At 72.4% G+C, this 23,287-nt stretch carries 21 protein-coding genes; 9 read left to right on the top strand and 12 right to left on the bottom strand.

What is annotated here, in order from left to right; genetic code table 11:
• Window positions 1–24: 24 nt before the first annotated feature.
• From hpt to dacB, 4 genes are all read right to left on the bottom strand, one after another.
• The gene (gene hpt / locus IE145_RS10435) at window positions 25–564 is read right to left on the bottom strand and encodes a hypoxanthine phosphoribosyltransferase (RefSeq protein ID WP_003968263.1); all 540 of its coding nucleotides are present in this window, start codon (window positions 562–564) and stop codon (window positions 25–27) included.
• 108 nt (window positions 565–672) lie between these two features.
• The gene (tilS, locus tag IE145_RS10430) at window positions 673–1,788 is read right to left on the bottom strand and encodes a tRNA lysidine(34) synthetase TilS (RefSeq protein WP_189520630.1); all 1,116 of its coding nucleotides are present in this window, start codon (window positions 1,786–1,788) and stop codon (window positions 673–675) included.
• 197 nt (window positions 1,789–1,985) lie between these two features.
• The gene (locus IE145_RS10425; RefSeq protein WP_189520629.1) at window positions 1,986–3,119 is read right to left on the bottom strand and encodes an Rv3626c family coenzyme F420 biosynthesis-associated protein; all 1,134 of its coding nucleotides are present in this window, start codon (window positions 3,117–3,119) and stop codon (window positions 1,986–1,988) included.
• A gap of 70 nt (window positions 3,120–3,189) precedes the next feature.
• Window positions 3,190–4,665 carry a D-alanyl-D-alanine carboxypeptidase/D-alanyl-D-alanine endopeptidase gene (gene dacB, locus IE145_RS10420; RefSeq protein WP_189520628.1) on the bottom strand — a complete coding sequence of 492 codons (1,476 nt, stop codon included), beginning with the start codon at window positions 4,663–4,665 and terminating at the stop codon, window positions 3,190–3,192.
• An 86-nt stretch (window positions 4,666–4,751) separates the two neighbouring features.
• On the opposite strand from dacB, the gene IE145_RS10415 reads away from it, so the two are divergent.
• The 6 genes from IE145_RS10415 to gad all read left to right on the top strand — a co-directional run bounded on the left by IE145_RS10415 (window position 4,752) and on the right by gad (window position 11,908).
• Window positions 4,752–5,246 (top strand): inorganic diphosphatase, encoded by a 495-nt coding sequence (locus tag IE145_RS10415; protein WP_003968257.1) that lies wholly within the window; start codon window positions 4,752–4,754, stop codon window positions 5,244–5,246.
• 189 nt (window positions 5,247–5,435) lie between these two features.
• Window positions 5,436–7,139 carry a threonine/serine exporter family protein gene (locus IE145_RS10410; RefSeq protein ID WP_189520627.1) on the top strand — a complete coding sequence of 568 codons (1,704 nt, stop codon included), beginning with the start codon at window positions 5,436–5,438 and terminating at the stop codon, window positions 7,137–7,139.
• Between the two features lie 141 nt (window positions 7,140–7,280).
• Window positions 7,281–8,225, top strand: coding sequence for a DUF368 domain-containing protein (locus IE145_RS10405; RefSeq protein WP_189520626.1), 945 nt, complete (start codon window positions 7,281–7,283; stop codon window positions 8,223–8,225).
• A gap of 110 nt (window positions 8,226–8,335) precedes the next feature.
• A complete protein-coding gene (locus tag IE145_RS10400; protein WP_189520625.1) occupies window positions 8,336–9,628 on the top strand; it encodes an ion channel protein in 1,293 nt (430 codons plus the stop codon).
• A 162-nt stretch (window positions 9,629–9,790) separates the two neighbouring features.
• The gene (gene wrbA, locus IE145_RS10395; RefSeq protein ID WP_189520624.1) at window positions 9,791–10,414 is read left to right on the top strand and encodes an NAD(P)H:quinone oxidoreductase; all 624 of its coding nucleotides are present in this window, start codon (window positions 9,791–9,793) and stop codon (window positions 10,412–10,414) included.
• A 66-nt stretch (window positions 10,415–10,480) separates the two neighbouring features.
• Window positions 10,481–11,908 carry a glutamate decarboxylase gene (gene gad / locus IE145_RS10390; protein ID WP_189520623.1) on the top strand — a complete coding sequence of 476 codons (1,428 nt, stop codon included), beginning with the start codon at window positions 10,481–10,483 and terminating at the stop codon, window positions 11,906–11,908.
• Between the two features lie 15 nt (window positions 11,909–11,923).
• Here the strand turns inward: gad and IE145_RS10385 are convergent, their stop codons facing one another.
• The 4 genes from IE145_RS10385 to IE145_RS10370 all read right to left on the bottom strand — a co-directional run bounded on the left by IE145_RS10385 (window position 11,924) and on the right by IE145_RS10370 (window position 15,785).
• On the bottom strand, window positions 11,924–12,754 hold the full coding sequence (locus tag IE145_RS10385; protein WP_189520622.1) for an ABC transporter permease: 831 nt from the start codon (window positions 12,752–12,754) through the stop codon (window positions 11,924–11,926).
• The gene (locus IE145_RS10380) at window positions 12,751–13,725 is read right to left on the bottom strand and encodes an ATP-binding cassette domain-containing protein (RefSeq protein WP_308427803.1); all 975 of its coding nucleotides are present in this window, start codon (window positions 13,723–13,725) and stop codon (window positions 12,751–12,753) included. Before IE145_RS10380 ends, IE145_RS10385 begins: the two co-directional genes overlap by 4 nt.
• 95 nt (window positions 13,726–13,820) lie before the next feature.
• The gene (locus tag IE145_RS10375) at window positions 13,821–14,462 is read right to left on the bottom strand and encodes a PadR family transcriptional regulator (protein WP_189520621.1); all 642 of its coding nucleotides are present in this window, start codon (window positions 14,460–14,462) and stop codon (window positions 13,821–13,823) included.
• A gap of 15 nt (window positions 14,463–14,477) precedes the next feature.
• On the bottom strand, window positions 14,478–15,785 hold the full coding sequence (locus IE145_RS10370; protein ID WP_229825474.1) for an MFS transporter: 1,308 nt from the start codon (window positions 15,783–15,785) through the stop codon (window positions 14,478–14,480).
• Between the two features lie 64 nt (window positions 15,786–15,849).
• On the opposite strand from IE145_RS10370, the gene IE145_RS10365 reads away from it, so the two are divergent.
• Entirely contained in the window at window positions 15,850–16,857 is a 1,008-nt protein-coding gene (locus IE145_RS10365; protein WP_229825495.1) for a GlxA family transcriptional regulator, read from the top strand.
• 12 nt (window positions 16,858–16,869) lie between these two features.
• Here IE145_RS10365 and IE145_RS10360 read toward each other — a convergent pair whose 3' ends face one another.
• Together IE145_RS10360 and IE145_RS10355 are read right to left on the bottom strand one after the other, a co-directional pair.
• Window positions 16,870–18,327, bottom strand: coding sequence for an aldehyde dehydrogenase family protein (locus IE145_RS10360; protein ID WP_189520620.1), 1,458 nt, complete (start codon window positions 18,325–18,327; stop codon window positions 16,870–16,872).
• Window positions 18,328–18,385: 58 nt separating this feature from the next.
• Window positions 18,386–19,249 (bottom strand): Sco1979 family transcriptional regulator, encoded by an 864-nt coding sequence (locus IE145_RS10355; RefSeq protein WP_189520619.1) that lies wholly within the window; start codon window positions 19,247–19,249, stop codon window positions 18,386–18,388.
• A gap of 357 nt (window positions 19,250–19,606) precedes the next feature.
• Here IE145_RS10355 and IE145_RS10350 point away from each other — a divergent pair, with 357 nt between their 5' ends.
• Entirely contained in the window at window positions 19,607–20,104 is a 498-nt protein-coding gene (locus IE145_RS10350) for an ATP-binding protein (RefSeq protein ID WP_189520618.1), read from the top strand.
• Window positions 20,105–20,147: 43 nt separating this feature from the next.
• On the opposite strand, the gene IE145_RS10345 is transcribed toward IE145_RS10350, so the two are convergent.
• Entirely contained in the window at window positions 20,148–20,390 is a 243-nt protein-coding gene (locus IE145_RS10345; RefSeq protein WP_003968242.1) for a DUF397 domain-containing protein, read from the bottom strand.
• Between the two features lie 220 nt (window positions 20,391–20,610).
• Between IE145_RS10345 and IE145_RS10340 the strand changes: the two genes are divergently transcribed.
• Window positions 20,611–21,126, top strand: a complete 516-nt coding sequence (locus IE145_RS10340) for a hypothetical protein (RefSeq protein WP_189520617.1) — start codon at window positions 20,611–20,613, stop codon at window positions 21,124–21,126.
• Window positions 21,127–21,157: 31 nt separating this feature from the next.
• On the opposite strand, the gene IE145_RS10335 is transcribed toward IE145_RS10340, so the two are convergent.
• On the bottom strand, window positions 21,158–23,284 hold the full coding sequence (locus IE145_RS10335; protein WP_189520616.1) for an FUSC family protein: 2,127 nt from the start codon (window positions 23,282–23,284) through the stop codon (window positions 21,158–21,160).
• Between the last annotated feature and the right edge of the window lie 3 nt (window positions 23,285–23,287).

Genomic DNA, 23,287 nt, shown 5'->3' with positions numbered 1-23,287 from the left:
GTTCCCCGGCGGCCCTCCCGGGGGTCAGCCGCCGTAGACGTGCGGGGCCAGCGTGCCGACGAAGGGCAGGTTGCGGTACTTCTCCGCGTAGTCCAGCCCGTAGCCGACGACGAACTCGTTGGGGATGTCGAAACCGATCCACTTCACGTCGATCGCGACCTTTGCGGCATCCGGCTTGCGCAGCAGGGTGCAGACCTCCAGCGAGGCCGGCTCCCGGGAGCCCAGGTTGGACAGCAGCCAGGACAGCGTCAGCCCGGAGTCGATGATGTCCTCGACGATCAGGACGTGCTTGCCCTTGATGTCGGTGTCGAGGTCCTTGAGGATCCGCACGACGCCGGAGGACTGGGTGCCCGCCCCGTACGAGGAGACGGCCATCCAGTCCATCGTGACGGGGGTGGACAGCGCGCGCGCCAGGTCCGCCATGACCATCACCGCGCCCTTGAGGACGCCGACGATCAGCAGGTCCTTGCCCGCGTACTCCGCGTCGATCTTCGCGGCCAGCTCGACGAGCTTCGCGTCGATCTCTTCCTTGGTGAGGAGCACCGACTGAAGGTCGGTACCCATGTCCTTCTCGTTCACCCACGTCTCTTTCTGTGCTGCCGACGGCCCGGTCCGCCGGTCCGGGTGTGCCCGGGCCGGCGGCGGTTCGTCTGCACTTCAGCCGCTCGCGCGTCAGCTCTGCCGAATGACCAGTCTGCCACCCTGACGCAGCGCTTCGACGCGGCCGGGCAGGTTGATGGCCCGCTGGCCGCGCCAGCCGGTGATCAGGCGGTCGACTTCTTCGAGGTGCCGGGCGAAGAGGGAGCCGGCGGGTGCCCCGGCCTCGATCAGGGCGCGGCGCAGCACCCGGCGGCGTACGGCGGGGGGCAGGGCGTAGAGCCCCGCGCACTCCAGGCGGCCGGTCTCGTCGCGTACGGACAGCTCGGCCTCGGCGGCCCAGGTGTCCAGGGCGTCGGCGTCGTCGCGGGAGAGCTGGGCGGTACGGGCGAGGGCTTCGACGACGCCTTTGCCGAGCGCCTTCTCCAGGGCGGGCAGCCCTTCGTGGCGGAGCCGGGAGCGGGTGTAGGCGGGGTCGAGGTTGTGCGGGTCGTCCCAGACGGGGATCGACTGGACCAGGCAGGCCTTGCGGGCGGTCTGCCGGTCGAGCTGGAGGAAGGGGCGGCGGTAGCGGCCGGCCGGTCCGGAGGCGGCGGCCATGCCGGAGAGCGAGCGGATGCCGGAGCCGCGGGCGAGGCCGAGGAGGACGGTCTCGGCCTGGTCGTCACGGGTGTGGCCGAGGAGGACGGCGGCGGCGCCGTGGCGTTCCGCGGCGGCGTCCAGCGCGGCGTAGCGGGCGTCGCGGGCGGCGGCCTCGGGGCCGCCCTCGCGTCCGACGTGCACGGCGACGGCCTCGACGGGGTCGAGGTCCATGGCGGTGAGCCGGGTGACGACCTCGGCGGCGCGGTGGCCGGAGCCCGGCTGGAGGTTGTGGTCGACGGTGATGCCGCCGGCCCGGACGTCGAGCTTGCGGGCCTCGAAGGCGAGCGCGGAGGCGAGCGCCATGGAGTCGGCGCCGCCGGAGCAGGCGACGAGGACGAGCGGGGTGCCGGGCCGTTCGGGGAGGGCGGTGCGGGAGCCGCCCGCGGCGGCGGCCTCGGCGTAGGGGGAGCCGGCGGCGTGCGCGGGGCGCCTGGCCGCTTCGGCGGGCCGGGCGGGGCTGTCGGCGTTCCGCCGGCATTCGGTGATGACGTCGTGGAGTACGCGGCGGACCGCCAGGCGTATCGCCGCGACCGCAGGATGGGGACCCATGTCCGGTGCCCTTCGTGGAGTTCGGGAGGAGCGTCGAGCGCCGGAACGCGTGAGTCCCGTCACTCAGAGTGCGTCGATGGTGACAGAGGCAAGCTGTTCATCGAGCATTGCACGCCTTCCCGGGCCTCCATGGTCCCTCGGATGGGTGATTGAGGGGCGAATATCGGTCCTTCGGGACTGCCCGGGGCGCCCGGTGGTCAGGATTCGGCCTTACGGTGCACGCGCGCGACCCAGTCGGCGGGCTTGGCGATCTCGGCCTTGGTCGGGAGGGTGTTGGGCGAGGTCCAGACCCGGTTGAAGCCGTCCATGCCGACCTCGTCGACGACCGACGTCACGAACTTCTCGCCGTCCTTGTACTGGCGGAGCTTGGCGTCGAGGCCGAGGAGCTTGCGCAGGGCCTGGTCGAGGCGGCCGGCGCCCTGGGCGCGGCGCTGCTGGAACTTCTCGCGGATCTCGGAGACGGAGCCGACGACGTCGGGGCCGACGCCGTCCATGACGTAGTCCGCGTGCCCTTCGAGGAGGGACATGACGGCGGTGAGGCGGCCGAGGACCTCGCGCTGGGCGGGGGTCTGGACGATGTCGACGAGGCTGCGGGTGTCGCTCTCGCCCTGTTCGCCCTCGGGGCGGCCGCCGGAGAGGGACTGGGCGGCCTCGCGGAGGCGTTCCAGGAAGGTCATCGGGTCGACGTCGGTCTCGTCGAGGAACGTCTGGATCTCGCCCCGGAGGTGGTCGCGGAGCCAGGGCACGCCGGTGAACTGGGTGCGGTGGGTCTCCTCGTGGAGGGCGACCCAGAGCCGGAAGTCGTGCGGGTCGACGTCCAGCTCGCGTTCGACGTGGACGATGTTGGGGGCGACGAGCAGGAGCCGGCCGCCCCCGGTGGCGGAGGCGGGCAGCTCGCGGGTGGCCGGGGCGAACGTCTCGTACTGGCCGAGCACCCGGGAGGCGAGGAACGAGAGCAGCATGCCCAGCTCGACGCCGGTGACCTTGCCGCCGACCGCGCCGAGGACGGCTCCGCCGGGTCCGCCGGAGCGGCGGCTCTCCATCTTGGCGAGCAGGGGGTGGAGGAGTTCGCGGAAGCCGGCGACGTTGGCCCTGATCCAGCCGGGGCGGTCGACGACGAGGACGGGGGTGTCCTCGGGTTCGGTGCCTTCGGGGATCATCCGGGTGAAGAGCCGGACGTGCTCCTCGGAGGCCTTGGCGTGCCGCCGGAGCTCCGCGACGACGGCGCGGGCCTCCTCGCGGCTGATGTCGGGCCCGGGCCGTACGAGCCGGGTCGCGGTCGCCACCGCGAGATTCCAGTCGACCATCTGGGCACCACCGATGCTCGTCATGCGTCAACCGTACGTGAGCCCGTCGTCCCTTGGTGAGGTCTTGGGCCGCTCTTCGGGTGGGGCCCCGTGCTCAGCCGCCCGTTCCGGCGACGGCGGTGGCCAGGGCGTCGAGGGCGGGCTCGGCCTCGCTCGCGGTCAGGCTGCCGGAGGCGAGGAAGGCGAAGGCGAGCAGCCGGCCCCGGCGGTCGACGACGGTGCCGGCGAGGGAGTTGACGCCGTAGAGGGTGCCGGTCTTGGCGCGGATCAGGCCGGTGCCCTCGGCGTCGGACCCGTACCGGCCGCCGAGGGTGCCGCTGAATCCGGCGATCGGGAGGCCGGTGAGGACCGGGCGGAGTCCGGGGCGGTCGGGTTCGGCGGCGCGGGCGAGGAGGGCGGTGAGGAGGGCGGGGGTGACCCGGCCCGCGCGGTCCAGGCCGCTGCCGTCGGCGAAGTGGGCGCCGGCCACCGGCACCTTGAGCTTCTTCAGCTCGTTGGTGACGGCGCGGCGGGCCCCGGCGAACGAGGCGCTCTCGCCCTTGGCGATGGCGGTCTGCCGGGCGAGGGCCTCGGCGATGTCGTTGTCGCTGTTGGTGAGGGTGCGCTCGACGAGGGCGTCGAGCGGGGCGGAGCGGTGGGTCGCGACGGTGCGGGCCTCGTCGTCGGCGCGGGCCTCGCGGGGGGCGCCGGTGACCTTGACGCCGGCCTTCTCCAGCGCGGCGGCGAAGGTGCGGGCGGCGTCGCCCGCGGGGTCCTTGCTGCGCTCGGCGGTGCCGCGGTCCGTGTCGTTGAGGCGGCCCTCGTTGACCATCAGAGCCGTGACGGGCGCGATGTTCTCGTTGGGGCTGATCGGGTGGAGCACGGGGCCGGTGTAGCGGGAGATGTCGTAGGCCAGCCGTACGGAGTCCCGGTCCTCCTCGCGCAGGGCGTCGGCGGTGTCGGCGGCCATCGCGCGCAGGGCCGCCCTGCTGAGCGTGGGGTCGCCGCCGCCGACGAGGGTGACGGTGCGGGAGTCGGGGGACAGCGCGGCGGTCGTGGCGATGCGGTGGTCGGGGCCGAGGACCGAGAGGGCCGCGGTGGCGGTGGCGATCTTGATGGTGGAGGCCGGGGTCATCGGGGTGGTGGCGCCCTGCCCGTACAGCTGCTCGCCGGTGGCGGTGTCGATGACGGACGCGGCGACCTTGTCGCCTAGGCCGGGCTCGCCGATGAGCGGGGCGAGGGTGTCGCGGAGTGCGGCGGGGTCCTGGGGGGTGTCCTGGGTGGTGGTGCCGAGGGCGGGCAGGACGGCCGGGGCGCTGGGGGCCGGGCGGGGGCCGTCGGGCGTCGGGCGGCCGTGATGTGCGCCACCTGTGCGGTCACCGGCGGCTGCGAGTGCCCGCTCGGCCTTACGCTGACCGTTGTCCCAGGGGCCGGCGGCGAGGACGGCGCCGGCGGCGACGACCAGGCCGAGCGCTGCGGAGCCTGCGATCACCTGCCAGGTGTACGCCCCGTTGCGCTTCTTCGTCAGGATCTTCGGCCCGCCCCACGGGCCCGAGGGGCGCACCGACGGTTCTTCCACCTGCTCGGCCACCGCTGACCAGCCCCTTTCGCGAGCACACTTCTGCGTGGGGGACACTTAATCACCAGTCGTATGTGTTGATCATGGAGGAGCCACCCGTGGAGTTCGACGTCACCATCGAGATCCCGAAGGGTTCGCGGAACAAGTACGAGGTGGACCACGAGACCGGTCGGATCCGCCTGGACCGTCGACTCTTCACCTCGACCAGCTACCCGGCCGACTACGGCTTCGTCGAGAACACCCTCGGCGAGGACGGCGACCCGCTGGACGCGCTGGTCATCCTGGACGAGCCGACCTTCCCCGGTTGCCTCATCAAGTGCCGCGCCATCGGCATGTTCCGGATGACCGACGAGGCGGGCGGCGACGACAAGCTGCTCTGCGTCCCGGCGTCCGACCCGCGTGTGGAGCACCTGCGCGACATCCACCACGTGTCGGAGTTCGACCGCCTGGAGATCCAGCACTTCTTCGAGGTCTACAAGGACCTGGAGCCGGGCAAGTCCGTCGAGGGCGCCGACTGGGTCGGCCGCGCCGAGGCGGAGGCCGAGATCGAGGCCTCCTACAAGCGTCTTGAGGCGCAGGGCGGCGCGCACTGACGTCCCTCTTCCGGTTCCGTTTGTGAGCCGGACGGCCGTCTTCGAACGGGCGGTACACCTTCGCGGGTGTGCCGCCCGTTTCGCTGTCCGCGCTTCCTCGCGTGCGGGGCCCATGCCGGTGGCCATACTGGGCACACGTGCGACGGGGCCGACCCCCAGTGACGTGCAGTCGAGCAGGAACGAGGTCGAGTGGTGGCGGAATCGGGCGGTCCTGAGGACCAGAAGCCCCAGTCCGACGAGGCGCGGAGCGCTTTCGCTCCGCCCGCAGGGACGATGCATCCGGTGTCACCGCCCGAGGAGGACCATCCGACGTCGGAGTTCGCGCTGCCGACCGGGGTGCAGCCGGAACAGCACGGTCCGGCCGGCTCGGGCGGCGGCGTTGGAGGCGGTGCGAACTCCGACACGCTGAGTTCCGCTTTCACCCCGCCGAGCACGTACCGGGCCCAGCAGTCGCCGCCCGCCTTCACCCCGGCGCAGGGCATTCCGATGGTCAAGCTGACCAAGGAGGCGCCCTGGCAGGACCGGATGCGCACGATGCTGCGGATGCCGGTGACGGAGCGTCCGGCGGCCGAGTCGATCCAGCGCACCGACGACGACACGGGTCCGGCCGTGCCGCGCGTGCTCGACCTGACGCTGCGTATCGGGGAGCTGCTGCTGGCGGGCGGCGAGGGCGCCGAGGACGTCGAGGCGGCGATGTTCGCGGTGACCCGGTCCTACGGTCTGGACCGCAGTGAGCCGACGGTCACGTTCACCCTGCTGTCCATCTCGCACCAGCCGTCGCTGGTCGACGACCCGGTGACGGCGAGCCGTACCGTACGCCGCCGGGGCACCGACTACACGCGTCTTGCGGCGGTGTTCCGGCTGGTCGACGACATCACCAGCACGGACGCCGAGGTGTCGCTGGAGGAGGCCTACCGGCGGCTCGCGGAGATCCGCCGTAACCGTCACCCGTATCCGGGCTGGGTGCTGACGGCGGCCGCCGGGCTGCTGGCCGGTTCGGCCTCCGTGCTGGTCGGCGGTGGGTTCCTGGTGTTCCTGGTGGCGGCGGCGGGCGCGATGCTCGGCGACCGGCTGGCGTGGCTGTGCGCCGGGCGCGGGCTGCCGGAGTTCTACCAGTTCACGGTGGCCGCGATGCCGCCCGCCGCGTTGGGCGTTGCACTGACGCTGACCCATTCGACGGACGTCCGCCCGTCCGCGGTGATCACCGGTGGGCTGTTCGCGCTGCTGCCGGGGCGGGCGCTGGTGGCGGGCGTGCAGGACGGGCTGACCGGTTACTACATCACCGCCTCGGCCCGGCTGCTCGAAGTCATGTACTTCTTCATCGGGATCGTCGCGGGCGTGCTGATCGTCCTGTACCTGGGGCTCCAGCTCGGGGCGCAGCTCAACCCCGAGGCCCGGTTCACGCCCTACGACGAGCCGGTGGTCCAGATCCTGGCGTCGATGGCGCTGAGCCTGGCCTTCGCCGTGCTGCTCCAGCAGGAGCGGTCGACCGTGCTGGCGGTGACCCTGAACGGCGGCGTGGCCTGGATCATCTTCGGGGCGATGGCCCGGACCGGGGGCATCTCACCGGTCGCGGCGACGGCGGTGGCGGCCGGGCTGGTCGGCCTGTTCGGCCAGCTGTTCTCGCGCTACCGGTTCCACTCCTCGCTGCCGTACATCACGGCGGCGATCGGGCCGCTGCTGCCCGGTTCGGCGACGTACTTCGGTCTGCTGGGCGTGGCGCAGAACGAGCTGGTCACCGGGCTCACCTCGCTGTCGACGGCGGTGGCGACGGCGCTGGCCATCGCGATCGGGGTGAATCTGGGGAGCGAGATCTCCCGGCTGTTCATGGGGCTGCCGGGGGCGATCGGCGGGGCGAGCCGCCGGGCGGCGAAGCGGACCAGGGGGTTCTGAGGGGGCGGCGGTGCCGCCCTCCCGCGTTCCGGCCCCTCCGTCGTACGGCCACCGCGGTGCGCCGCCTAGGATGGTCGCCTGCTCCCCTCAACGGCCGGAAGCCGCACCATGGCAGAGAGCCGACAGTCGAAACAGGAGATCATGGCGAAGCCAGCCGGTCACCACGTCTTCAACGCCTTCCGCGGCGCTCTCATCGGCACGGCGGAGGCCGTCCCCGGCGTCAGCGGTGGCACCGTCGCACTGATCACCGGCGTGTACGAGAAGCTGATCGGCGGCGCCGGTCACCTCACCAGCGCGCTGCGGATGGGCGCGTCCGATCTCCCGCGCGGCCGCGGGTCCGCGCGGGCCAGGGCAGAGCTGCGGAGCGTCGACTGGACGGTCCTGCTCCCCCTGCTCGTGGGCATGGCTGTGGCCCTGGTGCTCGCGGCGAAACTGATCGCGCCGCTGGTCGAGGAGCACCCTCAGTCCGCCTACGCCCTGTTCTTCGGCCTGGTGCTGGCCTCTCTGTGGGTGCCGTACTCCGGCTCGGGGCAGCGCTGGACCGTCGGTAACTACGCTCTCTGCGCGGTCGTCGCGGCGGGTGCCTTCACCCTGACGGGGCTGCCGCCCGGCGAGATGCCGACCCACCCGGTCGTGGTCGCGCTGTCCGGCTCGATCGCGATCTGCGCGCTGGTGCTGCCCGGTATCTCCGGCTCGTTCCTGCTGCTGACCATGGGCCTGTACGAGCCGACGATCGACGCCGTCAACGAGCGTGACTTCGGCTATCTCGCCGCCTTCGCCCTGGGCTGTGTCCTGGGGCTCGCGCTCTTCGTCAAGCTGTTGAAGTGGCTGCTGGAGAACCACCACCACATGACGCTGGTCGTGATGACCGGCCTGATGGCCGGTTCGCTGCGCGCGCTGTGGCCCTGGCAGGACGATGACCGCGGGCTGCTCGCGCCCAGCGGCTCGGTCGGCCTGAGCCTGGCCCTGTTCGCGCTCGGCGCCGCCGTGGTCATCGGCGTTCTCGTGGTCGAGCACCGGGCGCAGCGCAAGCAGGCGGGGGAGCCCGCCGCCGCGGCGAAGCGTGGCCGGCACGCCCGCACGTGACCTCCGGCCGGGGTCCGGCACGACGTCATGGGCCGCCACCCGGGTCGTCCCCGGGTGACCCCGGGGGATGTGCACCGGATTCGTCACCCCGGTGAATCTATGGTGAGCCGGTGGCCGCCCCCACTCCCCCGAGCCCCCCGCACCCTCCGCAGCCGCCGGCCGCCCCCGCCCGGCGGTTGCTGCCGCTCGTTCTGCCCGCGATCGTCGTCGGCGTCGTCTGCGCGCTGATCCTGCTCGGGGTGAGCCTGCTGGCGGAGCAGCTCCAGGACGTCCTCTGGGAGTCGCTGCCCGACGCGCTCGGGGTGGGGCGGTTCTCCTCGCTGTGGATGGTCGCGATGCTCACCGCGACCGGCCTCGCGGTGGGGCTCGTCCTGCGGACCGTGCCCGGTCACGGCGGGCCGGATCCGGCCACCACCGGGCTGGTCGACGCCCCGATGCGGCCCGGCATCGTCCCCGGGCTGCTCCTGGTGACGGCCCTGGCGCTGGCGGGCGGGGTGAGCCTCGGGCCCGAGAACCCGATCACGGCCGCCAACATCGCCCTCGCCTTCTGGCTCGGCCGGCGGTTCGCGCCCGGCGCTCCGGGCGAGGTGTGGGTGGCGCTCGCGGCGGCCGGGACGATCGGGGCCCTCTTCGGCACCCCGGTCGCCGCCGCGCTGATCCTCTCCGAGGTGCTGGCCTCACAGCCGGGCCCCGGGGCGTTCTGGGACCGGCTGTTCGCCCCGCTCGCGGCCGGCACGGCGGGCGCGCTGACCATGTCGCTGATCGCGGAGCCCAGCTTCGACCTGTCCCTCCCCGCGTACGCCGGACCGCACTGGGGTGATCTGCTCTCCGCCCTGCTGATCGCCTCGGCGGGCGCGCTCCTCGGGCTGCTCGCGGTGTACGCGTTCCCGGTGGCGCACCGGGTCTTCGCGGCGCTGCGGCATCCGGTGCTCGCCCTGACGGTGGGCGGTCTCGTGCTGGGGCTGCTGGGCGCGCTGGGCGGGCATCTCACCCTGTTCAAGGGGCTCGACGAGGTGAAGACGCTCGCCGGGGACCCGGACGGGTGGTCGGCCGGGGAGTTCGCGGGGATGGCGATCGTGAAGATGGCCGCCCTGGTGATCGCGGCCTCCTGCGGCTTCCGGGGCGGGCGGATCTTTCCGGCGGTCTTCGCGGGGGCGGCGCTCGGGCTGTGCGCCCATGCGCTGGTCGACGCGGTCCCGCCGTCGCTCGCGGTGTCCTGCGCGGTGCTGGGCGTGCTGCTCGCCGTCACCCGGCAGGGCTGGGTGAGCCTGTTCACCGCGGCGGTGCTGGTCGGCGACGCGTCCGTGCTGCCGCTGCTGTGCGCGGCGACCCTGCCCGCGTGGCTGCTGGTCACGGGTCGGCCCCAGATGCAGCTGGACGCGGACGGGAAGTCGCTGCGGTGAGCCCGTCAGCGGCGGCGTACACCACCACTGCGGCGAGCGGCAGGCGTACGCGGTCACGGGGAAGGCCCCGTCCGGCGCGCCGGACGGACTGAACCTCCGTATCGTCTGGTTCGTGCGCTTTGCGCCACCCTGTAACGATCCCGCTCGACGGAGGTCCCCCGCATGTCCACGCCCGTCAACGTCGCCGTCGTCTACTACTCCTCCACAGGCACCATCGCCACGATCGCGAAGGCGATGGCCGCGGACGCGGAGCGGGCCGGGGCGCAGGTGCGGCTGCGCCGGGCGGCGGAGCTCGCCCCGCAGGCGGCCATCGACTCCAACCCGGCGTGGGCGGAGAACGTGAAGGCGACCGCGGACATCCCCGAGGTCTCGCCGGACGACATGGTCTGGGCGGACGCGGTGATCTTCGGTACGCCGACCCGGTTCGGGAACGTCACCGCCCAGCTGAAGCAGTTCCTCGACACGCTCGGCGGGCTGTGGCAGTCGGGGCAGCTCGCCGACAAGGTCTACAGCGGCTTCACCTCCACGGCCACCGCCCACGGCGGCCAGGAGTCCACGCTGCTCGCGCTGTACAACACGATCCACCACTTCGGCGGCATCCTCGTCACCCCCGGGTACACCGACCCCACGAAGTTCGTCGACGGCAACCCGTACGGCACCTCGCACATCGCCGGGCAGGGCGACCTCCCGGTCGGCGAGCAGACGCTCACCGCCGCCCGCGTACAGGCCGAGCGGGTCGTGAAGTTCGCCCGGGCCATCAGGGCGGGCCTGGCCGCCGAGAGCTGACCCCGTCCCCGCGGACAGGCACGGACGCGCACCGACCCCGCCGGCCGAGAGAAGGGCTTTCCCACCATGCCGCTCCACCGCGGTGCCCACCCGGAACATGACGAGCCCTCCGACGAGCGGCGCAGGCTCGCGCTGAACCCGTTCTTCGGCGAGGCGGACCCGACGGCCGCGATGAACACCGCGCCGCCCCGGCACCGGCTGCCCGACGGGCCGCTGCCGCCGCTGACGGCGTACCGGCTGGTCCATGACGAGCTGATGCTCGACGGCAACTCCCGGCTCAACCTGGCCACGTTCGTCACCACCTGGATGGAGCCGCAGGCCGGCGTCCTGATGGGCGAGTGCCGGGACAAGAACATGATCGACAAGGACGAGTACCCGCGCACCGCCGAGCTGGAGAAGCGGTGCGTGGCGATGCTCGCCGACCTGTGGAACGCGCCCGATCCGGCGGCGGCCGTGGGGTGTTCGACCACCGGGTCGAGCGAGGCGTGCATGCTCGCGGGGCTCGCCCTGAAGCGCCGCTGGGCCAAGCGGAACGCGGACCGCTACCCGGCGACGGCGCGGCCCAATCTGGTGATGGGCGTCAATGTGCAGGTCTGCTGGGAGAAGTTCTGCAACTTCTGGGAGGTGGAGGCCCGGCAGGTCCCGATGGAGGGCGGGCGCTTCCACATCGACCCGCAGGCCGCCGCCGAGCTCTGCGACGAGAACACCATCGGGGTCGTCGGCATCCTCGGCTCCACCTTCGACGGGTCCTACGAGCCGATCGCCGACCTCTGCGCGGCCCTGGACGCCCTCCAGGAGCGCACCGGCCTCGACATCCCGGTCCATGTGGACGGGGCGTCCGGCGCGATGGTGGCGCCGTTCCTCGACCCGGAGCTGGTGTGGGACTTCCGGCTGCCGAGGGTGGCGTCGATCAACACCTCGGGCCACAAGTACGGCCTGGTCTATCCGGGGGTCGGCTGGGCCCTGTGGCGTACGTCGGACGAGCTGCCCGAGGAGCTGGTCTTCCGGGTCAACTACCTGGGCGGCGACATGCCGACGTTCGCCCTGAACTTCTCCCGGCCCGGGGCGCAGGTGGTCGCGCAGTACTACACGTTCCTGCGCCTCGGCCGCGACGGCTACCGGGCGGTCCAGCAGGCATCCCGAGACGTGGCCTGCTCTCTGGCCCGCGCGGTGGAGGACCTCGGCGACTTCCGACTCCTCACCCGGGGGGACGAGTTGCCGGTGTTCGCGTTCACGACGACCGCCGAGGTCCACGCGTACGACGTCTTCGACGTGTCGCGCCGGCTGCGGGAGCGCGGCTGGCTGGTGCCCGCGTACACCTTCCCCGCCAACCGGCAGGACCTGTCGGTGCTGCGCGTGGTGTGCCGCAACGGCTTCTCCTCCGACCTGGCCGAGCTGCTGGTCGAGGACCTGAAGCTGTTCCTGCCCGAACTGCGGGCGCAGAGGCACCCGGTGAGCCATGACCGGAAGGCGGCGACGGCCTTTCACCACTGAGGCGGCGGTCCACCGCTACCGGCTCAGCCGCGCGAACCTGCCCACCGCCAGCGGGAAGAACACCGCGACGATCGCCACCGGCCAGAGCACCGCGAGGAGTTCGGCGTGCTCCGCCGCCCACGAGCCGGTCGCGCCGCCGGGGTTGCCGAACAACTCCCGTACGGCGGTGGCGGTCGCGGACATCGGGTTCCACTCGACCACCGCGCCCAGCCAGCCCGGCATCGACGCGGGGGTGGCGAAGACGTTGGAGAGGAAGCCGACCGGCCAGACCAGGATCTGGACCGCCGTGACCATCTCCGGCCTGCCCGCCACCATGGCGAGGTGGATGCCGACCCACAGCATCGCGAACCGCAGCAGGAGCAGCAGTCCCACCGCCCCGAGCGCGGCCGCCGCCCCGTTGTGCCAGCGCCAGCCGACCGCGTAACCCACCCCGGTCATCACGGCGAGCGAGACCACCGACTGGAGCATGTCCGCGGCGCTGCGGCCCACCAGCACCGCGCCGGGGACCATCGGCATCGAGCGGAACCGGTCGATGACGCCCTTGCCGAGGTCCTGGGTGACCGCGAGCATCGTCGCCTCCAGGCCGAAGGCCATGGTCAGCGCGAGCATCCCGGGGACCAGGTACTCGGTGGGGTCGCCCGGCACGCCCCGGCCGCCACCCACCAGATAGGTGAACATCAGCAGCAGCATCACCGGGAACACCAGGTTGACGAGGACCCCGACGGGCTGCCGGGCCCAGTGCGCCAGTTCGCGGCGGGTCATCGTCCAGGAGTCGGCCAGCGCCCAGACCGGCCGGGAGGTCGCCCCGCCCGGGCCGGGGGCCGCCGCCGTCGTCGCCGCGCTCATGCCGCCACCTCCGTCTCTTCCGTCTTCTCCGTACGCCGCTCCTCGGCGGGCCGCCCGGTCAGGGACAGGAACACCTCGTCCAGGGTCGGGCGGCGCACCGCGATGTCCTCCGCCTCGATGCCCGCCTCGTCCAGTACCCGTACCGTCCGGGTCAGGGCCGCCATCCGGTCCGGGGCGGGCGCGCCGATCCGCCGCCGGTCCGGGTCGAGCGTCAGTCCCTCGCCGCCGAGCAGCTCCGCCGCACGGGCCAGCCGGGACGCGTCGCGCAGGACGATGTCGACGCGGTCGCCGCCGACGCGGGCCTTCAGCTCGTCGGGGGTGCCCTCGGCGACCGCCCGGCCGTGGTCGATGAGGGAGATCCGGTCGGCCAGCTGGTCCGCCTCCTCCAGATACTGGGTGGTCAGCAGCACGGTGGTGCCGCCGCCGACCAGGGACCGCACCGCGTCCCACACCTCGGTGCGGCCGCGCGGGTCGAGGCCGGTCGTCGGCTCGTCCAGGAACAGCACGTCCGGATCGGTGATCAGCGACGCGGCGAGGTCGAGCCGCCTGCGCATGCCGCCGCTGTACTGCTTGACCGCCTTGCGGCCGGTGTCCGCGAGGCCGAACCGCTCCAGGAGCTCGTCCGCCCGGCTGCCCGCCCGGCGCGCGCCCAGGTGGTACAGCCGCCCGAACATCTCCAGGTTCTGCCGTCCGCCGAGCTGTTCGTCCACCGCCGCGTGCTGCCCGAGCAGCCCGATCCTGCGCCGGACCTCGCCCGCCCGCTCACGGACGTCGAGGCCGGCCACGGTGACCCGGCCCGCGTCGTGGCGCAGCAGCGTCGACACGATCCGTACGGCGGTGGTCTTGCCCGCCCCGTTGGGGCCGAGCACCCCGTGGACGGTGCCGCGGCCGACGACCAGGTCCAGTCCGTCCAGGGCGCGCTTCTCCCCGTACCGCTTGTGCACTCCGTCCATGACGATCGCTTCCGTCACGTTCCCCGCCGCCCTTCCACGCCTCCACGACGCCTGTAGTCAAACTTGACTAGCAGGACGAAGGTAAACCCTTGTCCGGCATTCGTCAAACTTGATTACTCGTCGTCCCCGGGGTCGGGCACCCCGGTGGCGTACGGATTCTCCTCACCCTCGGCGAGCACTCCGACGAACGGGTCGCCCTCGCCCGCGAAGGTGTACGCGCCGCCCTCGATACGGGCGATCAGCCCCCGGGTCCACTCCGCGCCGCTGTCCGCCGAGTGCACCCACAGGTTCATGATCTCGCCGATGTGGCCGAGGGATTCGGGCCCCTCCTCCGGGGTGTAGTACTCGGTGACCGCACTCCGCCACTCGCGGATGCCCTCGATCCGCTCCTTGAGCAGCGCGACCGCCTCCGCGCGGGGCAGATCGACGATGAAGCCGACCGCCGCCGAGAGGACGTCCATGTTCCGGTCGTAGGAGCGGATGGCGTCCCGCAGCAGGGCGCGGTACTCCTCAAGACCCTCGGCCGTGACCTCGTACTCGGTGCGCGGCGGGCCGCCGGCCGTGGAGGGGGCCGTCTCGTGCGCGAGCAGCAGTCCCTGCTTCGCCATCTGCTTCAGGGCGTGGTAGATCGACCCGGGTTTGGCGTTGGACCACTCGTGCGCGCCCCAGTACTCCAGGTCGTTGCGGACCTGATAGCCGTGCGCGCGGCCGTGCATGCGCACCGCGCCGAGGACCAGCAGCCGGATCGCGGACATGGCACTCCTTCGTATTCAACTTTGACTAGGGTAGCCCGGTCCGCTTGCGTCCGGGCGGCAGGTGTGCCCCCGCGTCCGGACGGCGGAGGCCAGCAGGGCCGCGACCAGGCATCCGGCCGCCAGCGCCGCCCACACCACGTCGTAGCCGCCGGCCGTGTCCCGGGCGGTGGCCCCGAGGAACGCCGATGCCCCCGCGCCCAGTTGGTGGGCGGCGTTCGTCCAGCCGAAGACGACGGGGCCGTCCTCCCCGTACACCCGGCGGGCCAGCTCGATGACGGGCGGCACGGTCGCGACGTCGACGAGCCCGTAGACCGCCGTGAACAGCAGCATCGGGACGGTGGCCGTCGAGGCGAACACCAGGGGCAGGGCGAGGAGGCTGAGCGCGCGGACGGCGAAGCAGACGGTGAGCACGCGGCGCGGGTCGAACCGGTCGGTCAGCCAGCCGGCCAGCAGCGCGCCGAGGGCGGAGAAGATCCCGATCAGGGACAGCAGCGAGGCCGCCGCCGTGGCCCGCATGCCGTGATCGTGCGCGGCGGGCGCCCAGTTGGACCACATGATGCCGTTGGTGGACGCCCCGCAGAGCGCGAACGCCCCGGCCAGCAGCCAGAACGGGCCGGTGCGCGCCGCCCGGATGAGCACCTTCAGCGTGCGCGCCGCCGCCCCGGCGGCCGGGGGCGGCTCCGCCACGAACTCCGTTGCCCCGTAGGGCTTCACGCCCGCCTCGGCCGGGTGGTCGCGCAGCAGCAGGAACACCGCGGCGGCCACCGCCAGGGCCACGAGCGCCAGCGTCACCACCGGCGGACGCCAGCCGCGGTGGTCGACGGACCAGGCGAGGAGGGGAAGGAACAGCAACTGGCCCAGGTGGCTCGCGGAGCTCAGCGCGCCCGTCACCAGCGAGCGCCGCCGATCGAACCAGCGGGCGGTCACCCCGGCGGCGAACGTCATGGTCAGACAGCCGCTGCCGAGGCCGATCAGCACACCCCAGTACGCGACCAGCTGCCACGGCCGCGTCATCACCCCGGTCAGCAGCGCCCCCGCCGCGACCAGCAGCAGCGCGCCCATGACGACCCGGCGGGTCCCGATCCGGTCCATCAGCGCCGCCGCGAACGGGGCGGTGAGGCCGAAGAGCACCATGTTCACCGAGGCGGCGAGCGCGATCTGCCCGCGCTCCCAGCCGTACTCCTCGTGAAGCGGCGTCACCAGCAGGCCGGGCACGGTGGTGAACGCGCCCGCCGTGACGATGGCCGCGCCCGCGACGGCGGCCATCAGCCACGCGCGGTGGATACGGGCGGACGGGGGCGTGGTCGAGGTCGATGAGGCCATGGAGTCAGCGTCGCGAGCGGGCCCCGCCCTCACGAGCGTCCCGATGGACCAGGTGCGCAAGGATATGGCCATGACGGTCTTCACCCACCCCGGGCGGCACCGCGTCGCCGTGCTCGCCCGCGCGGTCCTGCTCCCCATCGAGCTGGGCATCGTCCACCAGCTCTTCGGCCAGGCCCGGCAGGGGGCGTCGGCGGACGGCGAGCCGCTGTACGAGGTCGCCACCTGCTCCCCCGCGCCCGGCGACGTCACGACGGACGGCGACTTCACCGTGGCCGTCGCGCACGGGCCAGAGGCGCTGGCCGAGGCCGACACGGTGATCGTGCTGTCGTCGTACGAGGACTACGTCCAGGAGACACCCGCGCTCCCGGCTCCGCTGGCAGAGGCGCTCGCGCTGGTCCGGCCCGGTGTCCGGGTGGCCTCGATCTGCACCGGAGCGTTCGTGCTGGCCTCGGCCGGGCTCCTCGACGGGCACACGGCCACCACCCACTGGCGGTACACGGAGTTGTTCGCCCGGCTCTTCCCCCGCGTCGGGCTGGACCCGGACGTGCTCTACACCGACGGGGGCTCCGTCCTGACCTCGGCCGGCTGCGCGGCCGGGATCGATCTGTGCCTGCACATGATCCGGTGCGACCACGGGACGGCCGTCGCGAACGACGTGGCCCGGCGCACGGTCGTACCGCCCCACCGTGAGGGCGGCCAGGTGCAGTACATCCGGCGACCGGTGCCCGGGCGGTCGGCCCCGGGGACCTCGGCCGCCCGCGAGTGGGCGCTGCGACGGCTCCAGGACCCCATCACGCTGGGGCAGTTGGCGGCCCGGGAGTCGATGAGCGTACGGCACTTCACCCGGCGGTTCCGGGAGGAGTCCGGCCTGACGCCCATGGCCTGGCTGACCCGGCAACGGATCGAGCTGGCCCGGGAGCTGCTGGAGGAGTCGGACACGCCCGTGGAGCAGGTGGCCGCCCGCACCGGGCTCGGTACGGCGGCCAATCTGCGCCGGCACTTCCATGAGGCGCTGGGTGTCTCGCCGAGCGCCTACCGCACCACGTTCCGGGGGCCCGCGCCCCGCGCGTGACGTGGCGTGGCGTCAGTACGGGAAGACCGAGCGGCCGTGCTGGATCGACATCCACCGCTGCGTGGTGAACGCCTCCACCACGGCCTCGCCGTTCAGCCGCCCCACCCCGGACGTCTTCTCGCCGCCGAACGCGACCAGCGGATCGTCGTGCACGGTAGAGTCGTTGACGTGGAACATGCCGCTGACGATGCGCTGGGCGAACTTCACACCGCGCTCCGCGTCCCGGGTGTGGACCGCGCCGCTGAGGCCGTACGGGCCCTCGTTGACCATCCGTACGGCCTCCTCCTCGCCGTCGAACGTCATCAGCAGGGCCACCGGGCCGAGGATCTCCTGCTGCAGCAGCGGGGAGTCCTCCGCGAGACCGGTGAGGACGGTGGGCCCGACGACATTGCCGACGGTCGGACCCCGCACGAGGGCCGTCGCGCCGTCCGCGACCGCCCGGTCCACCAGGGCGCCCAGCGCGTCGGCCTGGAAGGCGTTGATGACGGGCCCGATCCGGGTCTCCGGATCCCTCGGGTCACCGGCCCGCAGTGCGGCCACCTCGGCGGTGAACTTCGCGGTGAACTCCTCGGCCAGGGACCGGTCCACCAGGATCCGGTTGGCCGCCATGCTGACCTGCCCCTGGTGCAGGAAGCGGCTGAAGACGGCGGACCGGACCGCGTAGTCGACGTCCGCGTCCTCCAGCACCACCAGGGCGCTGTTGCCGCTCAGTTCGAGGATGGTCCGCTTGAAGGCGCCCGCCGCCGTGGCGGCTATGTGCCGGCCGACCCGGTCGGAGCCGGTGAACGAGATCACCCTGGGCACGGGGTGCTCGATGAACGCGTCGCCGATCTCGGCGCTGTCGGTGATGACGACGTTGAGCAGCCCGGCCGGCAGCCCGGCGTCCTCGAAGATCTTCGCTATCAGACCGCCGCCGACGACGGGCGCGTTCTGGTGGGGTTTCACGACGACGGCGTTGCCGAGCGCCAGGGCGGGTGCGACGGACTTCATCGTCACCAGGAACGGGAAGTTGAAGGCGCTGATGACGCCGACGACACCGACGGGCAGCCGGTAGAGCCGGTTCTCCCGGCCGTCCCCCACGGCGGGCAGCAGCCGACCGCTGGGGCGCAGCGCCTGGCGGATCGCCTCGCGCAGGAACTCGGTGGCGCCGTCGACCTCGTACCGCGCGCGCGGCCGGGTGCCGCCCAGTTCGTCGATGATCGCCTCGGCGATCTCCTCGGCGCGCTCGCCGGTGATGCGGAGCGCGCGTTCGAGGACGGCGCGCCGCTCGTACGGGTTGACCGAGGCCCATTCCCGCTGCGCCCGCTCCGCGGCCCGGTAGGCCCGGTCGACCTCCAGCGCGGTGGCCACGGTGACGGCGGCGAGTTTCTCACCGTTGTAGGGATTGAAATCGATGATGTCCCACGAGCCGCTGCCGGTCAGCCACTCGCCGTCGATGTACTGGTGGGCCAGTTCATGGAAGAAGGACATGCAATCCCTTACTGCAGGCGTTCGCAGACTCCTGATGCGACGTCATCGTAACGAGAAATTACGTCAGTTGGAGTAGTCCGCGCAGAAGATCCCGGCTCTCTTCCGGGGACGGGCTCTCCTGGGCGAGGGCCGCCATCGCCTTTTCGTACTGCGCGACTTCCTCGGGCTTGTCCAGATAGAGCGCACTCGTCAGCTGCTCCAAGTAGATGATGTCCGACAGGTCGGATTCGGGAAAGCGCAGCATCGTGAATGCGCCGCTCTCGCCCGCATGGCCGCCGTGACTGAAGGGCATGACCTGGAGCGTGATGTTCGGCTGCTCCGACATATCGATCAGATGCCGCAATTGAGCACGCATGACTTCGCGTTCGCCGTACGGGCGGCGCAGCGCCGCCTCGTCGAGCACGGCGTGGAACGTCGGGGCGCGCTCCGACACGAGGGCCTTCTGGCGCTCCAGGCGCAGGGCGACGCGGCGGTCGATCTCGGCGGGCGAGGCTCCGCGCATCCCGCGCGAGACGACGGCGTGGGCATACGCCTCGGTCTGCAACAGTCCGTGCACGAACTGGACTTCATAGATACGGATGAGGGACGCGGCACCCTCCAGCCCGACGTACGTCTGGAACCAGCCGGGCAGCACGTCGCCGTAACTGTGCCACCAGCCCGCCACGTTGGCCTCGCGGGCCAGGCCGAGGAGGGAGTCCCGCTCCGCCTCGTCCGCCACTCCGTAGAGCGTGAGGAGGTCCTCGACGTCCCTGGCCTTGAAGCTCACCCGTCCCAACTCCATGCGGCTGATCTTCGATTCGGAGGCCCGGATCGAGTAGCCGGCCGCCTCACGGGTGATACCGCGCGACTCCCGCAGTCTCCTGAGCTGAGAGCCCAGGAGGATGCGCCGCACCACCGATCCACTCGACTCACCTGCCGACACTGGTCCGACCCTCCCCATCGCCTTCCCTGGCACCCGGAGCCCCCCGAACCCCGACTGCCGGATTCTGCCACCAAAACGCTTCAGCCCGTACTCATTCGATTACGGAAATGGGAAGACGTCCAGAAAGCTCCGAAACTGACCTCGGGAAGAAATGCCCCGCAACCACCACGGTATCGGGCACGTCCGGCGCGTGCACGTGCATCTGCCCTTGCATCTGCTGTGCGCATTCGGAACCATGGTCCCCGCGCACCTGCGTGCTCGTGTTGTGCCGCTGTACCCCCCGCAGTACCGCTACAGGCAGTGCCGCTACAGCCGCGAATCCCGGGAGTGCCTCGTATGGGGACGAATGGATCGACGATGCTCGAGCCGTTACGGCAGGGGCTTCCCCCCACCGACCCCTCAGGGGTTGCCGGATCGGCCTCGTGCGCCCTGCCGGGGCGTTACGAAGCGGTCGGCGGGGCAAGGAAGTTCACCCGGACCACGCTGGAGCGGTGGGAGCTGGCCGACCGGTTCGACGATGTCGCCCTGGTGGTGTCCGAACTCGTCACCAACGCCCTGCGCCACGCGCTGCCCGACGATCCGCCCCGGGAGTTCCAGGACCCGCCGGTGCGGCTGCATCTGATGCGGTGGACCTCGCGGCTGGTGTGCGCGGTGCGCGACCCCAGCCGGGAGAGCCCGGTGGCGGGCGAGGCGGCGGATTCCGCCGAATCGGGCCGCGGACTGTTCCTGGTCGAATGCGTCAGCGACAGCTGGGGCTGGCACCCCTCGCCCGTACCGCTGGGAGAGCTGCCCTCGGGACCGCTGTACGGCAAGGTCGTCTGGGCCCTTTTCCGGCTGCCGGAAAAGACGGAGTAGGGCTCGCAGGCCCGGTCCGGTCCCTCGTGGACCGGACCCGGCGTCAGGCGCCTGCCGCGAGATGGTCGAACTCGCCGTCCTTGACGCCCAGCAGCAACGCCTCGATCTCCGCGGGCGTATAGACGAGGGCGGGCCCGTCGGGGTGACGGGAGTTCCGCATCGCCACATTCCCGCCGGGCAGCCGCGCGAACTCCACACAGGATCCCTGGGAGTTGCTGTGCCTGCTCTTCTGCCAGACGACTCCGCGAAGCTCTGTGGCCGCCATGCCGTTGTACACGTGGTGCACAGGACGCTCCCCGAGTTGCAAGGTGCAAGTGTCAACTAGCTCGGATCATAGCTCTGTTCATATGCCAATGCATGAGCAGATGCACGTGCACGCGGGGTGTTCCTTCGATTACAAGACGAACGGCGCGCCTATTTCGCTCCCGCTTACCGGAGTTGACCGTTGCCGACCTTGGTAACGTGGCGCGGTCTTTCGACCGGAAAACAGCAAGGGGGAACTCCACGTGACCAGGTCTCTACGCACCGGCGTCATCGCGGTGGCCGCTCTGGCGGCCTCGTTCGCGCTGACCGCCTGCGGCAGCGACGACGCGAAGAAGGACTCCGGCGCGGACGCGTCGGCGAGCGCGACGCCCGGCGCCGGTGGCGGCGAGGGCTCCGGGGAGTCCGGCGGGGGCCCCGTCGACGCCGCGGCGCTGGAGGGCACCTGGGTGGGGCTCACGGACGGCAGACACGTCACCGTGTCCATCGCCGCCCGCAAGGTCGCCCTCGTCGCCGACAAGTCCGTGTGCCAGGGCGATGTGAAGGACATGGGCGGCGAGCCGATGCTCGCGCTGAAGTGCACCGACGGCGGCACCGAGCGCACGATGGGCGCGATCGACTCCGCCGACGGCTCGAAGCTGGTCGTCTCGTGGGACGGCGGCGCCAAGGACACCCTCACCAAGGCGGAGGCGGGCAAGCTGCCGAGCGGCATGCCCTCGCTCCCGGACCTGGGGGACCTGCCCGAGGTGCCCGCGCCGTAGGACGACCGTCGCCGAACCCGCCGGGGCGCTCTCACCCCTCGGCGAGGACGCTGCTGACGCGGGTGGAGCCGCCACGCTCGTCCAGGGCGCGGGTGAACTCCTCCAGCGCGTCCAGGAGGAGCGCCGCACCCCGGCGCACCACCGGGTCGCCGACCGGTGTCGTGCCGTCGTCCGTCGGGGTGGGCATGTCCCAGTGGGCCACCGCGTCCACCACCGGCTGCCAGTCGGGCAGCCGCCGCTCCCGTACCGCCTTGGCGCCCTTCTCGGTGGCCCGGCGCAGCGCCTCGGCCAACTGGGCGGCGCCGGGCACCGGGTCGGCCGACCGGGCCGGCAGATGGGCCTCCAGGACCATCGCGGACCGGCCCAGCTGGGCCAGCGCGTGCTGGGCGTCGGTGGCGGCGGCCCGGGAGATGCCCCGGTGGCGTACGGGTTCGTGCTGGGCGGTCGCCAGCGCCTCCTGCCACGCGACACGGGCCTCCCGGGTGGCGATGAGCGCGTCCCGGACGTCCCCGTCGTCCCGCGACGCGGGGTCGGCGTACCGGTCGACGACCGTGGCCGCGTACCGCCCGTCCGCCACCAGCCACTCGGCCAGCCGGTTGCGCAGCCGCGGGGTCTCCCAGGCCGGGTAGAGGGCGTACGCGATCATCGCGAGGAGCCCGCCGGCCAGGGTCAGCACGATGCGTTCGGTGACCGTCTGGGACCAGTCGTCGCCGGCCATGCCGAGCAGGAAGACGACGTACGCGGCGACGCAGACCTGGCCGACCGCGTAGCCGGTGCCCATCAGCAGGTACATCAGCCCGGCGCAGACCACCGCGAGGAGCGCGGAGAGCCGGGCGTCGGGGTGCGCGGTCTGCACGATCGCGGTGGCGAGCCCGACCCCGACCAGGGTGCCGCCGAAGCGTCCGGCGGAGCGGGCGTACGTCTGCGAGAAGTCGGGCCGCATCACCATGACGGCGGTCATCGGCGCCCAGTAGCCGTGGCCGAGCGGTACCGCCTCGCCCACGAAGTAGCCGGAGACGGCGACCACCGCGACCCGGATCCCGTGGCGCATGATCGGCGAACCGTGGTGCATCTCGCGGCGCATCGCGGCCAGCACCACCGGGATCAGCTTCAGCAACGAGGGCCGGTGCCGGGTGTCCGGGGCGAGGTCCGTGGGGATCCCGCTGTCGGTCCCGGTGCCCTCCGCGATCTCCAGGACGTCGTCGAGCAGGGCCGAGAGCCGGTCGGCGGCGCGGCGGGCGGGGCCGACGAGGATCACGTCGTTGTCCGGGGTCTTCAGGACGCCCAGGTCGGTGGCGGAGAGATGGACGGGTTCGCCGTGCCGGACGGCCCGCGCGGCGGCGTCCAGGACCGACCCGGCCGCGCCCAGCAGCTCGTTCACCCAGAGCCGCTCCAGGCCGTCGCCGGGCACCCCCATCGCCGGGTCCGCCAGCGAGGCCAGCACCGGGCGCAGCCGCTCGGCCACCCCCCGGGCCCCGTGCAGCTCGGCGGGGCGGCGGCGGGCCTCGCGCGAGGTGACGGCGGCGGCGCTGCGGGCGGTCATCAGGGGCAGCGGGTCGAAGGGGGCGACCGGGTCGTGGCGCAGCCGGCGGGCGTAGTCGGCCTCGGCGGCCAGGGCATCGGCGAGCGCGTCGCGCTGGGCCCCCCATCTGCGGACCGGGAAGAGGACGATCAGCACGGCCTGCACGAGGCCGCCGACGGCGATCATCCCCGCGTGGGCGGCGGCGTCCACGACCGAGGTGGGCAGGGTGATGGTCACCAGCATGATCGCGACGTTGGACGCGGCGATGATGCCCGCCGTGGGGCCCGCCGCCCAGGCGAGCCCGGCGAGGAAGGTCCAGAGGCCGAGCAGGCAGAGGAAGAGCACGACGTGCGCGCCGCTGACGTACCCGACGAACGTCGAGACGGCGAGGCTCGCCCCGGAGACCAGGGCGAGGACGGGGCGCGGGCGCCAGCTGCGCTGGAAGGTGGCGATGGCCGCCTGGAACGCGCCGAACGCGGAGCTCGCCGCGATCTCCGGGCCGAACAGCACGAGGCTGATGCCGATGACGAGGGCGAGCCCGGCCGCACCGCGCAACGCGATGAGGGGTTCCAGTCTCTGCCGCTCGATCTCCAGCCCCGAGCGGGCGGTCTCCTTCAGCGCCCGGAGCCAGCTCATGGG

The sequence above is a fragment of the Streptomyces sindenensis genome (assembly GCF_014649035.1).
GTDB lineage: Bacteria > Actinomycetota > Actinomycetes > Streptomycetales > Streptomycetaceae > Streptomyces > Streptomyces sindenensis.
This window is presented reverse-complemented; position numbering and strand designations above follow the sequence as displayed.